Origin of the sequence: Neobacillus niacini, assembly GCF_031457145.1 — a bacterium.
GTDB classification, from domain to species: domain Bacteria; phylum Bacillota; class Bacilli; order Bacillales; family Cytobacillaceae; genus Neobacillus; species Neobacillus niacini_J.
Map to the genome: position 1 here is coordinate 19,614 of NZ_JAVDVZ010000001.1, position 15,950 is coordinate 35,563.

The 15,950-nt window shown below is 36.0% G+C and carries 19 protein-coding genes; 16 read left to right on the forward strand and 3 right to left on the reverse strand.

Annotated features, from left to right (window positions below):
• The first annotated feature begins 15 nt into the window (after positions 1-15).
• The 14 genes from pstB (at position 16) to J2Y03_RS00175 (ending at position 12,471) form a co-directional block, all read left to right on the forward strand.
• Positions 16-816 (forward strand): phosphate ABC transporter ATP-binding protein PstB, encoded by an 801-nt coding sequence (pstB, locus tag J2Y03_RS00110; RefSeq protein ID WP_132088379.1) that lies wholly within the window; start codon positions 16-18, stop codon positions 814-816.
• Positions 817-828: 12 nt separating this feature from the next.
• Positions 829-1,488: a phosphate signaling complex protein PhoU gene (phoU, locus tag J2Y03_RS00115; RefSeq protein ID WP_132088376.1), complete on the forward strand. Its 660-nt coding sequence runs from the start codon at positions 829-831 to the stop codon at positions 1,486-1,488.
• Between the two features lie 265 nt (positions 1,489-1,753).
• Positions 1,754-2,428, forward strand: a complete 675-nt coding sequence (locus J2Y03_RS00120; protein ID WP_310189664.1) for a DUF4912 domain-containing protein — start codon at positions 1,754-1,756, stop codon at positions 2,426-2,428.
• Complete coding sequence (locus tag J2Y03_RS00125; protein ID WP_310189667.1) at positions 2,421-3,653, forward strand: glycosyltransferase family 4 protein; 1,233 nt, start codon at positions 2,421-2,423, stop codon at positions 3,651-3,653. Before J2Y03_RS00120 ends, J2Y03_RS00125 begins: the two co-directional genes overlap by 8 nt.
• A 130-nt stretch (positions 3,654-3,783) precedes the next feature.
• Positions 3,784-3,933 carry a 50S ribosomal protein L33 gene (rpmG, locus tag J2Y03_RS00130; protein WP_015594975.1) on the forward strand — a complete coding sequence of 50 codons (150 nt, stop codon included), beginning with the start codon at positions 3,784-3,786 and terminating at the stop codon, positions 3,931-3,933.
• 56 nt (positions 3,934-3,989) lie between these two features.
• The gene (locus tag J2Y03_RS00135) at positions 3,990-4,556 is read left to right on the forward strand and encodes a 5-formyltetrahydrofolate cyclo-ligase (protein ID WP_310189669.1); all 567 of its coding nucleotides are present in this window, start codon (positions 3,990-3,992) and stop codon (positions 4,554-4,556) included.
• Entirely contained in the window at positions 4,553-5,344 is a 792-nt protein-coding gene (locus J2Y03_RS00140; RefSeq protein ID WP_310189671.1) for a DUF92 domain-containing protein, read from the forward strand. Before J2Y03_RS00135 ends, J2Y03_RS00140 begins: the two co-directional genes overlap by 4 nt.
• A 125-nt stretch (positions 5,345-5,469) precedes the next feature.
• Positions 5,470-6,420: an L-lactate dehydrogenase gene (locus J2Y03_RS00145; protein ID WP_132088361.1), complete on the forward strand. Its 951-nt coding sequence runs from the start codon at positions 5,470-5,472 to the stop codon at positions 6,418-6,420.
• A gap of 56 nt (positions 6,421-6,476) precedes the next feature.
• Complete coding sequence (locus J2Y03_RS00150) at positions 6,477-6,683, forward strand: hypothetical protein (protein WP_132088358.1); 207 nt, start codon at positions 6,477-6,479, stop codon at positions 6,681-6,683.
• Positions 6,684-6,770: 87 nt separating this feature from the next.
• Positions 6,771-8,381: a rhomboid family intramembrane serine protease gene (locus tag J2Y03_RS00155; RefSeq protein ID WP_310189674.1), complete on the forward strand. Its 1,611-nt coding sequence runs from the start codon at positions 6,771-6,773 to the stop codon at positions 8,379-8,381.
• A gap of 287 nt (positions 8,382-8,668) precedes the next feature.
• Positions 8,669-8,881, forward strand: coding sequence for a YqgQ family protein (locus J2Y03_RS00160; protein WP_132088352.1), 213 nt, complete (start codon positions 8,669-8,671; stop codon positions 8,879-8,881).
• Positions 8,882-8,886: 5 nt separating this feature from the next.
• Positions 8,887-9,861 (forward strand): ROK family glucokinase, encoded by a 975-nt coding sequence (locus tag J2Y03_RS00165; protein ID WP_310189678.1) that lies wholly within the window; start codon positions 8,887-8,889, stop codon positions 9,859-9,861.
• 101 nt (positions 9,862-9,962) lie between these two features.
• Positions 9,963-11,150 (forward strand): M14 family zinc carboxypeptidase, encoded by a 1,188-nt coding sequence (locus J2Y03_RS00170; RefSeq protein WP_310189682.1) that lies wholly within the window; start codon positions 9,963-9,965, stop codon positions 11,148-11,150.
• A 184-nt stretch (positions 11,151-11,334) separates the two neighbouring features.
• On the forward strand, positions 11,335-12,471 hold the full coding sequence (locus J2Y03_RS00175; protein WP_310189685.1) for a YqgU-like beta propeller domain-containing protein: 1,137 nt from the start codon (positions 11,335-11,337) through the stop codon (positions 12,469-12,471).
• A gap of 33 nt (positions 12,472-12,504) precedes the next feature.
• On the opposite strand, the gene J2Y03_RS00180 is transcribed toward J2Y03_RS00175, so the two are convergent.
• Positions 12,505-12,681, reverse strand: a complete 177-nt coding sequence (locus J2Y03_RS00180; protein ID WP_132088340.1) for a DUF2759 domain-containing protein — start codon at positions 12,679-12,681, stop codon at positions 12,505-12,507.
• A gap of 197 nt (positions 12,682-12,878) precedes the next feature.
• On the opposite strand from J2Y03_RS00180, the gene J2Y03_RS00185 reads away from it, so the two are divergent.
• Both J2Y03_RS00185 and J2Y03_RS00190 read left to right on the forward strand, forming a co-directional pair.
• Positions 12,879-13,514 (forward strand): MBL fold metallo-hydrolase, encoded by a 636-nt coding sequence (locus J2Y03_RS00185; protein ID WP_310191264.1) that lies wholly within the window; start codon positions 12,879-12,881, stop codon positions 13,512-13,514.
• 2 nt (positions 13,515-13,516) lie between these two features.
• Complete coding sequence (locus J2Y03_RS00190; RefSeq protein WP_310189689.1) at positions 13,517-14,602, forward strand: class I SAM-dependent methyltransferase; 1,086 nt, start codon at positions 13,517-13,519, stop codon at positions 14,600-14,602.
• Between the two features lie 47 nt (positions 14,603-14,649).
• On the opposite strand, the gene J2Y03_RS00195 is transcribed toward J2Y03_RS00190, so the two are convergent.
• Together J2Y03_RS00195 and J2Y03_RS00200 are read right to left on the reverse strand one after the other, a co-directional pair.
• Positions 14,650-14,892, reverse strand: a complete 243-nt coding sequence (locus J2Y03_RS00195; protein ID WP_132088334.1) for a DUF2626 domain-containing protein — start codon at positions 14,890-14,892, stop codon at positions 14,650-14,652.
• An 80-nt stretch (positions 14,893-14,972) separates the two neighbouring features.
• Entirely contained in the window at positions 14,973-15,668 is a 696-nt protein-coding gene (locus J2Y03_RS00200; RefSeq protein ID WP_310189694.1) for a helix-turn-helix transcriptional regulator, read from the reverse strand.
• Between the last annotated feature and the right edge of the window lie 282 nt (positions 15,669-15,950).

The following is a 15,950-nucleotide window of genomic DNA, read 5'->3' on the forward strand; positions in this document are numbered from 1 at the left end:
GGGAGGCAAACAATTATGGAAACATCATCAGCCACTGCTAAAATTAATAATCCAGAAGAAAAACAAATTGTCTATAAAACAAAGGACTTAGATTTATGGTACGGTGATAATCAAGCGCTAAAGAAAATAAATTTAGATATTATGGAAAATGAAGTTACTGCTATTATTGGACCTTCAGGATGTGGGAAATCCACTTATATTAAAACCTTGAATCGAATGATTGAATTAGTTCCCGGAGTAAGAACAGATGGTGAAATTCTTTACAGAGGAAAAAATATCCTTGATAAATCCTATCAGGTAGAGGAATTGCGAACAAAAGTAGGAATGGTGTTTCAAAAGCCAAACCCATTTCCAAAATCTATCTATGAAAATGTTGCTTATGGACCAAAAATTCATGGAATTCGTGACAAGAAAATCTTAGATCAGATAGTGGAAAAAAGCTTAAGAGGTGCGGCCATTTGGGATGAGGTAAAGGACCGTCTTAACCAAAACGCTTATGGGTTATCAGGAGGACAGCAGCAGCGTCTTTGTATCGCTCGCTGTCTGGCGATTGAACCAGATGTTATTTTAATGGATGAACCAACTTCCGCACTAGATCCTATCTCTACTTTAAAAGTAGAGGAACTTATCCAGGAATTGAAGAAAGAGTTTAGTATCATTATCGTTACTCATAACATGCAGCAGGCTGCACGTATATCTAAAAAAACAGCTTTCTTTTTAAATGGGGAAGTGATAGAATTTTCAGAAACTAACAAAATATTCTCTACTCCTAAGGATAAGAGAACAGAGGACTATATTACAGGAAGATTTGGATAATGAGGTGAAGAGATGAGTACGAGATCAAAATTTGACAGTAAATTAATCGAATTAAAAGAAAACCTGCTAGAGATGGAAAAGCTAGCGGAAGCAGCAGTTCGGAATTCACTTAGTGCCCTTCTCAATCATGATATTGAGAAAGCTAAACAGGTTATTGATGGTGATGATAAAATTGATGCCTTAGAACATGAGATTCACGATAAAGCATTGTTATTGATTGCAAGAGAATCACCAGTTGCAAAAGATTTGCGAACACTTAATGTGGCTTTAAAGGTCTCATCCGAAGTGGAACGTATGGCAGATATGGCGGTAAATATAGCAAAAGCTGCTATGCATATTGGCAATGAAAAGCACTTTAAAGAAATATTAGACATCCCGAAAATGATGGATAATGCTCTCGAAATGGTAACAATGGCAGTTAAAGCATATGTTGATGAAGATGTCATGCTCGCACAGAAATGTGCTGAAAAAGACGATGCAGTAGATAACATGTTCGGCAAGTTAGTTCATGAACTTATCAGTATGGTTCCAGATAATCCGAACGCTACAAATCAAATCATTCAACTTGCATTTGTTTGCCGATTTATAGAAAGAATTGCTGACCATTCAACGAATATTGCAGAAAATGTAATCTACCTAGTAACAGGGAAACGATTTAACTTAAACGAATAAAAAATATTTCACCTTAAGAATGAGACGCATAATAAACGTCTCATTTTTTTTATTTTTCGGAGAAATTTGTCGTTTTATGGAGTACTTTAAAATTTTTAATTTTTTTCCATAACCCTGCATTCTTTTATAGCAAGGGACAAGCAAAATACGACAAAATACGTTTATTGTACAGTTTGATTAGTGATGTTACCATTAAAATTATCTATGAAGGAATATTTAGATTATTTATGCATAAAATAGGAGTTTGCAGAAATGGAGGATAACAATGATAGAAGAAATTATTAAATTAAGAGGGGATGGTTTATCGTTCCGAAAAATCGCCTCGCAATTAAATACGACAGTTGGAAGAGTCCAATATAGATGGAATAAATATGTTAATACTCAGGAAAATCAAATAGAAGATTTATCGGTTGAAGGTGAGGAGCAAAAAGAAAGCGGTGTATTAATACAGGCAACAATCGATGAAGGTCCGATAAAAGGTGAACTCTCAATTAAACTTGTTTCCCAAAGAAAGGTAATCGTATATTGGGAGGCATCCAAGATACCTGAAACGGTCTTCACCTTATTTTATAATCAATCATTTGAGGAGCTCGTCCATATTGTTAGATTATATGATGTAACAGATGTTATTTTCACGGGCAATAATGCACATCATTACTATGATATTACTGTTCCTTATAATAAAGGCTATTGGTTTATTAAAGGATTAACAGCGAGTCGGAGCTACGTGGCCGAATTAGGTGTTAAAATGAATGATAAAGACTTCTTTCCTATCCTTCGCTCGAATGCGATTCAAACACCTAATATGGGTGGTTCTGGTGTTTACAATCATTTAGTACTTAATCAACAGATCGAACATTATTCGCCTAAATGGATTGATCATGTAAGTACCTACAGCTATTACGAGGAATCAAAAATTATGGGGCAGAAAAATGGATAATGATGGAATGTACCTAAAACATTCTTATAATCGGAAATTAAAAATTCTTATTCTAACCTGGGAATACCCTCCCAATGTTGTTGGCGGGCTCTCGAGGCATGTCTACGGTCTTTCTGTCCATTTGGCCCAACTTGGCCATGAGGTTCATGTTATTACTGCAGGAAATGGCGGCTTGCCTGTTTTTGAGATGATAAATGGTGTTCATGTCCATCGTGTTACGCCTTTAAACTACCAAGACGATGATTTTCTTGCTTGGATTGCAGGCCTGAATTTAGCTATGAGTTATAAAGCTGAAAAAATAGCAGCAGAAATAAAGTTTGATATTATCCATGCGCACGATTGGCTTGTAGGAACGGCGGCAATCACGTTGAAAGAAGTGCTATCCATTCCTTTATTAACAACGATTCATGCTACTGAACATGGAAGGAATAAGGGAATTCACACTGAAATGCAGCGTTTTATTCATGAAAAAGAACATCGGTTAATGAAGGATTCCGATCAACTAATTGTTTGCAGTAATTTTATGAAAGAAGAATTATTAACTCACTTCCGTTTATCTGAACATAAAATGACCATTATTCCAAATGGTATTGAACAAGGGGATGTGAAGGTAGACTCAACTGAGATTTTCCCATCCTTAAAGGACAGGAAATATGTTTTTTCTGTAGGTAGAATTGTACAGGAAAAGGGATTTGAGACGATTATTGAGGCAGCAGAATCGGCAATGGAAATCGGGAGAAAAATTTATTTTGTTATAGCAGGCAAAGGTCCGATGCTTGAAAGATATCGTAAGATGGTATCGGAAAAACAATTAGATCATTACGTTGCTTTTATTGGCTATGTTTCTGACCAGCAAAGAAATGCCCTGTTAATAAACAGTGAAATAGCTGTCTTTCCAAGCTTGTACGAGCCCTTTGGCATAGTAGCTCTTGAAGCCATGATTCTTGGTAAACCGACGATTGTATCAGAAACAGGCGGTCTCAAAGGAATTGTCAAGCATTCACAGTCTGGTATGCTTATGGTCCCTGGAAATCATGAAAGTCTCCTATCAAACATAGACTTTTTGTTGCAAAATCCAGAAAAAGCAAAAGAGATTGGTGCAAAAGGACAGCAGATTGTAAAGAGTCTTTATGGATGGAAACGAATTGCATCTCAAACCGTAACAGTCATGGAAGATACTTTGTTGAATAAACGTGCGAATTTAAATGAAAAGACAAGTAAATAAGGGGTATATAAGCAAGATAATTAATCTAAAATGGTACTTTTAAAAAACACACTAGCATTTCCTTTTGAAAAATGATATTATAGAAAAGTCGTATGAACGAACTAGCTTAATCGTTTGGAGGGAAATTGACATGCGTGTAAATATTACGTTAGCTTGCACTGAGTGTGGAGATCGTAACTATATTTCAACAAAAAATAAACGAAACAATCCTGATCGTCTTGAGCTTAAGAAATATTGCCCAAGAGAAAAGCGTACAACAGCACACCGTGAAACAAAATAAGCAGTAGGGCTTCCTGCTGCTTTTTTTGTTGTCAAAAATAAGGAGAATACCATTTCATGAGTGAAAAAAATATCATCCGGAAAGAAATGAAAGATAAACTTTCCGCACTTTCAAAGCCGCTTTATGAACATTATTCCTATAAAATTGCCAGTACACTTTATAATCATGAAGACTGGATGAATGCCAAAGTAATCGGGATTACCATCTCAAAGGAACCTGAAGTGGATACATATCAAATTATTCGACGAGCGTGGGAGACAGGAAAAGAGATTGTCGTTCCAAAATGCCATCCAACGAAAAAGGCATTAACCTTTCATAAAATTACAGAATTTTCGCAGCTAGAATCTGTTTTTTATGGGTTATTTGAACCCATAATAGAGCAGACCATGGAGGTAAGGCCTGAGAATATCGATCTTTTAATTGTGCCGGGCTTAGCTTATACAAAAGAGGGATTCCGGCTAGGCTTTGGCGGAGGATACTATGATCGATTTTTAACCCATTTTAAAGGGAAAACAATGTCTCTTTCTTTTCATTTTCAGGTTATTCCACAATTTTCTATTGAAATGCACGATATACCAGTCTCAAAAATTATTACAAATAGTGAGGTAATAAATACAAAATGACACAGAACCTTATTCTTCTCGCCATCATCGTTTTAGGAGGTTTAGCGGGTTATTTGGAACGGTCATTAAGTAGTAATGGTGCGATTGCTGCAGTATTGGTAGGAGCAGCTGTCTACTTCGGGTTTGGAGTGAAGGGACTTCTCCTCCTTGGAATTTTCTTTGCCACATCTAGCTATTGGTCAAAATATAAAAGCACCAAAAAAAAAGAAATTGAAGAGAAATTAGCAAAGGGAGCGACAAGAGATTGGCGTCAGGTAATAGCCAATGGCGGTGGCGCTGCGCTGCTTAGCATCATCTACTATTTCAATCAGGACATCATCTGGTTGGTCGGTTTTCTTGTTTGCGTAGCTAGTTCAAACTCAGATACATGGGCTTCAGAGATTGGTACCCTAAGTAAAAGTAAGCCAGTATACATACGTACCCTTAAAAGAATAGAAAAAGGGACCTCCGGTGCTGTCAGCCTGTTAGGAACTATAGCAGCAATACTAGGGTCATTATTAATCGCTTTGACGGGTACTTGGCTTTTTCAATTGGAGTTATTCCACTTCTTTATTATTTTCCTATTTGGCTTCTTAGGAAATATCATTGATACTATATTTGGTGCCTATTATCAACAGGTCTATGTCTGTAGTAAATGTGGAATTGAAACCGAGAAAAAGGTACATTGCGAAACTCCTACAAAAAGAATAAAAGGCTATCATATAGTGGATAATGATATGGTGAATTTTTTATCTGGATTTGTTGCTGCATTGTTATCAATAATGGTTATTTATGTTGTAACAAAATAGATTTAAAGACAACGATTTCACAGAAAATTTAATATTGATAAAAATTTGTGAAATAATGAACAATTAAATTGTAACAAGGTTATCCTTTATTAAATAGTAAAAACCCACTATTGTGAGGAGGAAATATCATGGTAAAAGTGAATAGAGTTGTCCTTGTTGGAACAGGTTTTGTAGGCTCAAGCTATGCCTTTGCGTTATTAAATCAGGGAATAACAGAAGAACTAGTCTTAGTTGATTTAAATGAAGCTAAAGCTGAAGGGGATGCGATGGATTTAAATCATGGTCTTCCTTTCGCTCCTTCTCGTACAAAGATTTGGTATGGCAGCTATGCAGATTGCGACCAAGCTGATCTTGTCGTGATTACGGCTGGTGCTAATCAAAAGCCAGGTGAAACACGTCTTGACCTAGTTGAGAAGAACACCAATATCTTTAAAGGTATCGTGGAACAAATAATGGCTAGTGGTTTTGATGGGATATTCTTAGTAGCAACAAATCCAGTTGATATTTTAACCTATGCAGTATGGAAATTTTCTGGTCTTCCAAAGGAAAGAGTAATTGGTTCTGGTACCATTTTAGATACAGCGCGATTCCGTTTTTTACTTGGTGAGTATTATGATGTCGATACCCGAAATGTCCACGCTTATATTATTGGTGAGCACGGAGACACGGAACTTCCTGTTTGGAGCCACGCAGATATTGCAGGTATGAAAATATCGGAATGGACAAACAAACATGAGACCAACCAAGAAGATCTAGATCGAATATTTATTAATGTGCGGGACGCAGCCTATCATATTATTGAACGTAAAGGTGCAACGTACTATGGTATTGCGATGGGACTCGTCCGCTTAACAAAAGCGATTTTACGAAATGAAAATTCAGTTTTAACTGTCTCCGCCTATTTAGATGGAGAATATGGTCATAAGGATGTTTACATCGGTGTACCGGCAGTAGTAAACCGCAGTGGGATTAGAGAAGTGGTTGAACTTGACCTGAATAAGAAAGAAAAGGAAAAATTCACGCACTCCGTTAATGTATTAAAAGAAACAATGAATCCTGTGATAAGCAAGTACTAAAAAGGGTGGATAAAAATTGACTCCTATTCACACAATATGGGTAGGAGGGGATGATAATGTCTCGTATGTTGACATCCATATTTATGATTGGGTCAATTGGCTATTTTGGATACCGCTTCAGATATCGGATTATCAACCTTTTACTGAGGTCAGGCTGGATGCGTCGATTTGCTGTAGGTTCAGTCATGAGTTTTCCAGGTGTAAAAAGTAAAATGATGCAGACTGTATTTGGGAGATATGCTGAAAGACCATCTGAATGGTGAAAGCCACAGATGGTTTTTTTTGTTCGGAATTTGCACATGCAATCATTCCTCATTTGGTATGATAATCGTTTATAATAAAATAAACTAGTGAAAAAATTTACTAGGCAGTCCTATAAGAAAGTAGTGTGGGTATTGAACTTTAAAGAGGATTATTTATTTTGGAAATTAGCTGATTTCTTTATTTCGGAGCAAGGCTACCGAATGATTCAATTATTTGAAAATCAAAAAGAATTATGGCTGGAGAAACTCGAAAATAAAAAAGCCCCAATCGTTCGTTTGTTACGAATTGATCTAGATTGGAGCAATTCCATGCAAAGAGATATAGAATTTACAGCCTCTAATGGTGAAAAAATTCGAAAACAGATTGGTCATGGTGAACTCTTAGTTGTGAATATTTATATTAGTCAATTTCCTCCTGTTGATGACTACGAGTACCGGTTAGAAAGTCCATTTGTCTTTCCTCAGGGAAAAAAAACGATAGTTAGCTCAGTCTTATTGACGAGTGATCAATACGAAACAGGATTTAAAGTTTTATCAGAAAGATTAGAAAAAGAAGTGTCCATTCAAATTCATAGTGAGTATTCAGAGCAAGAGGCTGCTCTTCAAAAGAAAACTACGTTAGAATCTGCGATACAGAAGGCAAAAAAGGAAAATGAAATATTCACGAATGGCAAGCCATTATTTACATACTTTTTTATGATTATTCAGGTTGTAGTCTTTTTAATCTTAGAGCTTCAAGGAGGAAGTACTAATACATCTACATTGATTAAGTTTGGGGCAAAATTTAATCCTTATATCTATGAGGGTGAATGGTGGCGATTCATTACTCCCATTTTCCTACATATTGGATTTTTACACTTAGCAATGAATACGTTGGCTTTGTACTTTTTAGGTCCAGCAGTTGAAAGAATATTTGGAAATACTAGGTTTTTATTTATCTATCTATTTGCAGGCATATCAGGTGTCATTGCGAGTTTTATCTTTAGCCCAAATATATCAGCGGGAGCCAGTGGGGCTATCTTTGGCTGTTTTGGAGCATTACTTTACTTTGCACTCATTTATCCAAAGCTATTTTTCCGGACAATGGGTCCAAGTGTTATCACGGTGTTGGTCTTTAATTTAATATTTGGATTCACCGTTTCAATCGTTGATAATGCCGGACATTTAGGTGGACTAGCTGGTGGTTTCCTTGCTGCTGGTATCATGCATTTCCCTAAAAAGAAAAAGCCATTATTACAGTCGTTATTTTTGTTCGTATCTGCAGCAGTTATATATGGCTCTTTAGTATATGGTTTTCAAAATTCCGAATCGGGTGGTAATGAAAGCTCGACCATGATGTTAGCCCAAGAATATATTAAGCAGGAAAACTATGAACAAGCATATGACATTTTAACGAAATACGTAGAGAACTCAAGTAAAACATCATCTGCAGAGGTATATTTTGCTTTATCTTTTATTGAAATTAAGATGGGTTTGCTTGATGATGCAAAATCTCATTTACTCCAGGTGATAAAGTTAGATTCAGATTTACCTGAAGCTTATTACAATCTCTCATTAATCTATTTAGAAGAAAATGACCTATTGAATGCAAGGGAAAATGCTGAAAAGGCTGCAGAATTAAAACCAGACCAACAGGAATACGCTGATTTGGTTCAGGAACTTACTCGTTTGCTTCCACCATCTGCTGAAGGAGAATAGGCTTAATGGCATGTAAGAACATCTTGAGGGTGGCAGGGGCATAGGGTATACTTTTAATGTTAGGCTGTTTTCGGAAAGATTGTTGTTAAATCTTACAGCCGGTTTTAATGTGGCAATAGTTATTTTGTGCTTTTGAATTTAGTTTGCAGGCTCTTTTCTTAAAAGTATTTGCTATTTTCTGCGGAAAATTTAGCAAAAACTTTAAATTTTGATTCAAAAAGCAAAAAAGTATAATAAAAGGGCCTAATGTAATGTTTCTCATCCTTTATGTAAGAGGGCTAAATAAAATGAAATCAATTTATGAAATTCAGCAATTTTTAAAGCAATATGGAACGATTATTTATATTGGGGACCGAATCGCAGACCTTGAATTAATGGAGTCAGAATTAAAAGAGTTGTATCACGCTCAGTTAATTGAACCGAAGGAATACTCGACTGCACTGTTAATTTTAAGGCATGAAGTAAGATTTTTAAAAGAAAAAGAAGAAAAAAATAGGTGATTACAATGTCGGAAAAATGGATTGTTGGTGTTGACCTTGGCGGGACAACTACAAAGATAGCCTTTATTGATATAGACGGCGAACTCCTTCATAAGTGGGAAATCCCTACTGATAACTCGAACGAGGGGCAAAATATCACAATAAATATTGCAAATGCGATAGATCAAAAACTAGTAGAGTTAAAAGAGCAGAAAACAAAATTAATTGGGATTGGTATGGGTGCGCCTGGGCCAATGAATTATGATTCGGGTGTCGTCCTAAATGTCGTAAATTTGGGGTGGAAGGATAACTTTCCATTACAAGAAAGCCTGCATACACTAACGGCCTTACCAGTAGTTATTGAAAATGACGCTAACTGTGCCGCATTAGGTGAAATGTGGAATGGTGCTGGTAAGGGGACAAACGACCTAGTGTGTGTAACACTCGGAACGGGTGTAGGCGGTGGAGTAATCGCTAATGGTAATATTGTTCGAGGTATTAATGGTGCGGCTGGTGAAATTGGTCATATTACATCTATACCCTTTGGAGGAGCACCTTGTAACTGTGGTAAGTCTGGCTGTCTTGAAACCATTGCTTCTGCAACTGGCATTGTTCGGCAGGCAGAAAATGAGCTTTCTAAAGCAGATGTAAAGGGACCGCTAGCAACAATCTTTGCGGAAAATAGAAAAGTTACAGCCAAGGATGTCTTTGATTGTGCTCGAAATGGTGATGAAGTGGCAAAAAAAATAATTGATGAAGTCGCCTTTCATTTAGGATTTGCTCTAGCCAATATTGCGAATACATTGAATCCACAAATGATCGTTCTCGGCGGAGGAGTTTCTCGTGCTGGTGATATTTTATTAGACACAGTAAAAGTAAACTTTTCAATGTTTGCTTTTTCAGCGGTTAGAGAGTCTACAAATCTAGCGCTGGCAACACTTGGTAATGATGCCGGGGTAATTGGTGCTGGATGGCTAATAAAAAATAAACTCAACATTTAAAGGCTTATTAAAGAACCTGCAATTACATGCAGGTTTTTGTTTTGCTCATTTTCCCCCTCCATTCATCATATGATTTTTATCATGGAAGGAGGGAGAATGATATGGAAGTTCGAGTACGTGAAGGTGACACTTTTTCGTATTATGGGCGATTATTTATGGTTCCTCTTGAGCTCATTATCGATGCAAATGAGAACGTAAATCCATCTAGTTTAAAACTTGGTACAAAAATAATGATTCCAGGCTACGTATCCATTCCGTATACCATTAAAGAAGAAGACACGTTATGGAAAATTGGAAATGCGAAAAATTTATCCCTTGATGCTATGATGATCTTAAATCAAATGCAAAATCCTAATCAATTAGTCCCTGGTGAAATTATTTATTTACCAGAACGGATTTCACAGCCTAATGTTAGTTCAAAATTGCCATTTAGCGCCAAGATCCTCATGAAACAAATTACTACTCTTAAGAAATCTTATCCATTTATAAATGTGAAAACAATTGGCACGAGTGTTTTAGGTCAACCGATTCAAGAAATAAGAATTGGAAAGGGATTGAAGAAAGTTCATATGAATGCCTCTTTTCATGCTAATGAATGGATTACAACAATGGTGTTAATGAACCTCGTTAATCAATATCTTATTTCTTTAACGAACCGAAGCACAATAAGAGGAATAAATACAATTAATTTATATTATGAAACTGAATTATCTCTTGTGCCAATGGTAAATCCAGACGGGGTAGACTTGGTATTAAATGGACCGCCAACAAGCCGTCATGATGAGGTGATGAATATAAATGAAGGCAGTAATGAATTTGTTCATTGGAAGGCGAATATTAGAGGGGTGGACTTAAACAATCAATTTCCGGCGAATTGGGAGATTGAGCAAGAGAGGAAAGCACCGAAGTCTCCTGCACCTAGAGACTATCCAGGTAAGTCTTCTTTATCTGAACCGGAAGCCATTGCTATGGCGAATTTGATTAAGGACAATCAATATGATCGCATTTTGGCCTTTCATACTCAAGGTGAGGAATTTTATTGGGGATATGAAGGTTTTGAGCCGCCAGAATCTGAACTTCTGGCAAAAGAATTCGAACAAGTCAGTGGGTACAAGGCCATTCGAAATGTTGATAGTCATGCGGGATTCAAGGATTGGTATATTCAAGAGTTTAAAAGGCCTGGTTTCACTATAGAACTAGGAAGGGGAATCAATCCATTACCCCTATCTCAATTTAAGGACATTCTCCAAAAAGTTGAGGGCATTTTTCTAGCTTCACTTTATTTATAATTAGTTAGTTTCATGACTTGTAAAATCAAATTAATGACATTAAAATTAACTATTGTGTTGGTTTTTATAAGAAAAAGTCGTACATGCGACTTTCTCCTTATTTTTAGAATAATTCTGTTATTTTTGAAACATTTTTGTAATAAAAACGTACTAATCTATGTAAGGAAAAGGAGGGAGGGGGAAAATGCAGCTTCACAAGGTAATAAAATTTATTTTTCAAATTTCGTTTTTGCTCGTTTTTTCCTCCATTTTTAGTGCTTGTACGCATCAACAAGATGCCAAGCATAGCCCTTCTGAAGATATTGACAAGCAAAATGTCCCGCCATCACAGCCAGTAGAAGAAGCATGGAAACTCCCAATTAAAATTCCTGAGGGTGATTTTTATAAAATTGGCGGCTGGCTTTACGACAACCAATTACTCTATATAACGAATCTTGGACAATCATCGTCTATTTACCTCTATGATCTACTCACCGGTAATAGTGAATTACTATTTAAAAGTGAAGTACCCATTGTCACCTTGCAGATTAGCCCAACAAAAAAATATATCCTAGTTCAATCATCGCCTTCCACCTATGAAGGGCAAGTTACCATAATAACGCCAGAGGGATCGGAAATCTTTAAACAATCTATCCCCTCATATGAAATGGGCTTTGAATGGAACCCATATCATGAGTCTGAGATTCTAATCTCTTCTTTTAATGAAGATTGGACATTTCAAATGCAGCTTTTAGATATTGAACAGAGTAAATTAACTGAACTATCAATTCCTCAACCATTTATTAAATGGTTAGGAGAAGAGGAGATTGCCTTTTTGAACTGGGATGAAGCCAGTCCTTCACTTTTTGCTCCACTCATGAGGAATAAATTGGGTTCTGGGAAGGAGGAAGTTATACTAAACGATGTCCTCTATTTTTCAACCTACCAAAACCTTCTTATGACGATTACCGTCAACGATGAGGAAAAGTTACAGGCTACTTATACCTTTTACAAAACAGATAATAAGCAACTTTATTCTTTTTCAATACCCCATTTGACCATGTTTTCGAGCTGGTTAGTTCCTTACTATGACTTCAATGAAAGTAAAGGGAAATTTATTACCCTAAAGCCACTGAAAAGTGGTGAAGCGGATGCTTACTCGGAAGGTTTTGAACTTGTAAGCTATGATATTAATAAGGGTAGTAACAGCATTATTTTGCAAGGTCTTAAGAACGAACCCATTCTTTTATCCCCTTCGGGTGAATTCGCACTTTATGGAAATCGATTTGAAAAAATGATTGATCTCAAAACGAAAGAAATTCATGAACTTGTAAAAAAATAAAAGACTGCCATTTGGCAGTCTTTCAATTTTAACTTAGTGTGTTCCAGTAGGAAAACCACTTTCAATAAGTGTCATGATTGCAAACCAGCCAAAAACAGCTAGTGATGCTACTGCAAAAAATGCTCCTAAGAAATTTTTATTTTTTAGGGCAGTGAATGCGCCGTAAGCAGCAAGTAAGGCAACCAAAGCAAAAATAATAACTACTCCCATTAATAAAGCCCCCTTTATTTAATAATAATTGGGCTAAGCCCAACATTCCTAAAGATAGTTATGTAAGAATATTATATACATTCGACTCTAATTTTATATTCTTTTTATCCATTTGTCGAGGGCTAAAAAAGTTAGCAATGTTGCTTAGATAGTGTAGAATAAAATTAATGTAAAAATAGTTGGAGGTAGTGTAATTGATGAAGTGGTCCCAAATACCTTTAGGGGTTTTACAAACGAATTGTTACATAGTTGAAAGTCCTGATAAATCCTGTTTGATATTTGATCCTGGCAGTGAAGGGAAAAAGCTAATTAAGTGGTTAACAAAAAGGGAACTCAAGCCGATTGCCATTTTTTTAACACATGCACATTTCGACCATATCGGTGCAGTTGATGAGGTTAGAGATTATTACAGAATTCCTGTTTATATTCATGAAGAGGAAGAAGACTGGTTAATAGACCCTGCATTAAATGGTTCGAAGTTTTTTAAAATGCAAGAGTTAATAAAAATGAAAAAAGCAGACTATACCCTCAAAAAAGAAGAGACTATAACGATTGAAGATTTCACCTTTTCTATCTTTGAGACACCAGGTCATTCTCCAGGTAGTGTATCGTATTTTTTTGAGGCAGAGGGTTTTGTTATTTCAGGTGATGCGTTATTTCAAAACAGTATTGGTCGAACAGATCTTCCAGGAGGTAATCATAAACAACTAATTAAGAGTATTCATGAGAAGTTATTATTTTTACCTGAAGAAACAGTCGTTTTATCTGGGCATGGCCCAGTAACCACCATTGGAGAAGAGATGGATAGTAATCCATTTTTAAATGGGTTTTAAGTATGTTTGCTTATTTAAGGAGTTTAATTATAAACTCACCAACTCAATTGATTTCTTATGCAGAATACATTGACGCTGTCCTTTACCATCACGAATTGGGTTACTATATGAAAAATAAACAAAAAATTGGCAGTCAAGGAGATTTTATTACTACCAGTAATATTTCTGACATTTATGGTCGAATCACTGCGAAGTGGTTCGCAAGTGTTTGTAAGCAAAATAACCTTGAGCCAACTTTTTGTGAGATTGGCGCTGGCAATGGACGTTTTGCCTATGCTTTTTTACAGGAATGGAAGGATTCCATCAAAACTCCATTAACATACATGATTGTGGAAAGCAGTCCATATCATCTGAAGTTACAAAATGATTTACTAAAACCAAAGTATTCTATAACCCAAGTAAGTAAGCTAGATGATCTTGAGCCATTTGAAGGAATGGTTTTTTCTAACGAATTATTCGATGCCTTGCCTGTTCATGTAATTGAGAAAGAAACTGGTCAATTGTATGAGGTTATGGTGGGAATTAAAAATAATACTCTGTATGAGGTCAAAGTTCCATTAACAAATCCTGCTATACACTCTTTCTTAGGAGAGACTGGATTGGAATTAAAAGATGAGCAGCGGATAGAAGTACCTTTGTTAATGGCAGGGATGGTGCAGGATATATCGAGGGTGCTAGCAAAGGGGATTGTAGTAACAGCAGATTATGGTTATACCAATGAAGACTGGAAGCACCCTTCAAGAAGAAAGGGGAGCCTTAGAGGATATTATCAGCATCAAATGATCGATAATGTTTTGGAGCACCCAGGAGACATGGACATCACCACACACATCCATTTTGATTGGTTTATTCAAAAGGGTGAGCAAACAGAATTGTTATTTCATTCGAAACTAAGACAGGATGAGTATTTATTAAAAGCAGGGATTTTAAAAGAATTAGAAAACCATTATGATCCTAATCCATTTTCAGAGATAAGCAAACGAAATCGTGCGATTCGAAGTTTGATTATGCCGTCTGGAATTAGTTCGTTTTTTCACTTAGTTATTCAACAAAAGGGTTTTAATGAGTGCAAGCTCTTTGAAGAATAAAAAACACCGGAGAACAACTCCGGTGTTTTTTATGTACTAAAATCTTCTTAATGTCCTCCACCAAGCGGCATCATAAATGTTGTCCAATAAGTGAAGCCTGCGAAGAATACGGTTAAATATGCTCCGAAAACATACATATACATACGTTCGGAAAGTTTAAGATAGCTTAACAAAACAAAGAATCCAGTTTGGGCCAAGAAAAGCATTGCAGTTTTATCCATATCACCTAGATAGAACATTACGGTAAAAATACCCGTCCAGAAACCCAAAACTCTGAACATGCGATCCATATGTATCCCTCCTTTTCCCCTACGGTACCATCAAGCAATATTATAAAGAAAAGGAGTTCAAAAGTAAATAAGCTTTCAAATTAGTTTGAAACTAGGGCCTGGTAAGAGCATGTTTCACAGCCTGTGATGATATTTTCTTTTTCAACTAACTCTACTGAATCAAACAATGCTTCAAACATTCCTTTAAGGAATTCATGATGCATAGCACAAACTGATTCGTGTTCTTCTGCCACTTCTTTGAATGGGCAATTGTAAATCTTGAAATAAATTTTTGTATGATCATCATTTGCTTCAAATTCTGGATAAAATCCAGCTAATGTCGCAGCACTTTTTAAAATTGATAACTTTTGATCAAAATCTATATCTTCACCAAATGACCTTCTTGCCATTTCCTGGTCAATTATCTCTGTGCCAAATTTCTTTCCAGTTAAGTAAAGAGCTTGTTTACCTGCTTCACCTAATGTAAGCATTGTCGAAATGGCTACCTTAGAAAGGAGCATGTAATCACGGAATGGAAAGTGCAATTGAATGACATCGTCTGATAGACGGTATAATCTACTTGGTCTTCCACCTTTACCAGTCTTCTTTGTTTCAGAAGCTAACATGTTAACATCTTCAAGCTTTGATAAATGTAATCTTGCAACATTGGGATGGATATTAAAATTTTCTGCCACCTCTTGTACTGTAACTTCTTGGTGGCGTTTAGTAATGTATTGATAGATGTAGTACCTAGTTGGATCTGATAAAACATTTGTTATCTTTAATGTTTGTTCCATCTCTGTTCACCTCGGACCCCCATAATTTAATCCAATTATAATACAGCAATTTCCACTTGGGAATGAGGTTAACAATGTTAACACTATATGTTTAGAAATTGTTCACAATTAAAGAAAAGACAAAGTGCTATGATTGTACAATTGTTATACAAAACATAAACAGTTTGTATGTCAATAGTTGTTCTTTAAGAGGTATTTGTAAAAATGGTTTAAATAAAAAAGAAAAAATATTTTTTAAAAAAAGAAGAATCTTGAAGGAAAAGCTTGAAAGTTGTCGAATAA

Bases quoted from the DNA above. Each gene is read 5' to 3' on its own strand.
- pstB (WP_132088379.1), top strand. From the start codon at position 16: ATGGAAACATCATCAGCCACTGCTAAAATTAATAATCCAGAAGAAAAA.
- phoU (WP_132088376.1), top strand. From the start codon at position 829: ATGAGTACGAGATCAAAATTTGACAGTAAATTAATCGAATTAAAAGAA.
- J2Y03_RS00120 (WP_310189664.1), top strand. From the start codon at position 1,754: ATGATAGAAGAAATTATTAAATTAAGAGGGGATGGTTTATCGTTCCGA.
- J2Y03_RS00125 (WP_310189667.1), top strand. From the start codon at position 2,421: ATGGATAATGATGGAATGTACCTAAAACATTCTTATAATCGGAAATTA.
- rpmG (WP_015594975.1), top strand. From the start codon at position 3,784: ATGCGTGTAAATATTACGTTAGCTTGCACTGAGTGTGGAGATCGTAAC.
- J2Y03_RS00135 (WP_310189669.1), top strand. From the start codon at position 3,990: ATGAGTGAAAAAAATATCATCCGGAAAGAAATGAAAGATAAACTTTCC.
- J2Y03_RS00140 (WP_310189671.1), top strand. From the start codon at position 4,553: ATGACACAGAACCTTATTCTTCTCGCCATCATCGTTTTAGGAGGTTTA.
- J2Y03_RS00150 (WP_132088358.1), top strand. From the start codon at position 6,477: ATGTCTCGTATGTTGACATCCATATTTATGATTGGGTCAATTGGCTAT.
- J2Y03_RS00160 (WP_132088352.1), top strand. From the start codon at position 8,669: ATGAAATCAATTTATGAAATTCAGCAATTTTTAAAGCAATATGGAACG.
- J2Y03_RS00165 (WP_310189678.1), top strand. From the start codon at position 8,887: ATGTCGGAAAAATGGATTGTTGGTGTTGACCTTGGCGGGACAACTACA.
- J2Y03_RS00170 (WP_310189682.1), top strand. From the start codon at position 9,963: ATGGAAGTTCGAGTACGTGAAGGTGACACTTTTTCGTATTATGGGCGA.
- J2Y03_RS00175 (WP_310189685.1), top strand. From the start codon at position 11,335: ATGCAGCTTCACAAGGTAATAAAATTTATTTTTCAAATTTCGTTTTTG.
- J2Y03_RS00180 (WP_132088340.1), bottom strand. From the start codon at position 12,681: ATGGGAGTAGTTATTATTTTTGCTTTGGTTGCCTTACTTGCTGCTTAC.
- J2Y03_RS00185 (WP_310191264.1), top strand. From the start codon at position 12,879: ATGAAGTGGTCCCAAATACCTTTAGGGGTTTTACAAACGAATTGTTAC.
- J2Y03_RS00190 (WP_310189689.1), top strand. From the start codon at position 13,517: ATGTTTGCTTATTTAAGGAGTTTAATTATAAACTCACCAACTCAATTG.
- J2Y03_RS00195 (WP_132088334.1), bottom strand. From the start codon at position 14,892: ATGGATCGCATGTTCAGAGTTTTGGGTTTCTGGACGGGTATTTTTACC.
- J2Y03_RS00200 (WP_310189694.1), bottom strand. From the start codon at position 15,668: ATGGAACAAACATTAAAGATAACAAATGTTTTATCAGATCCAACTAGG.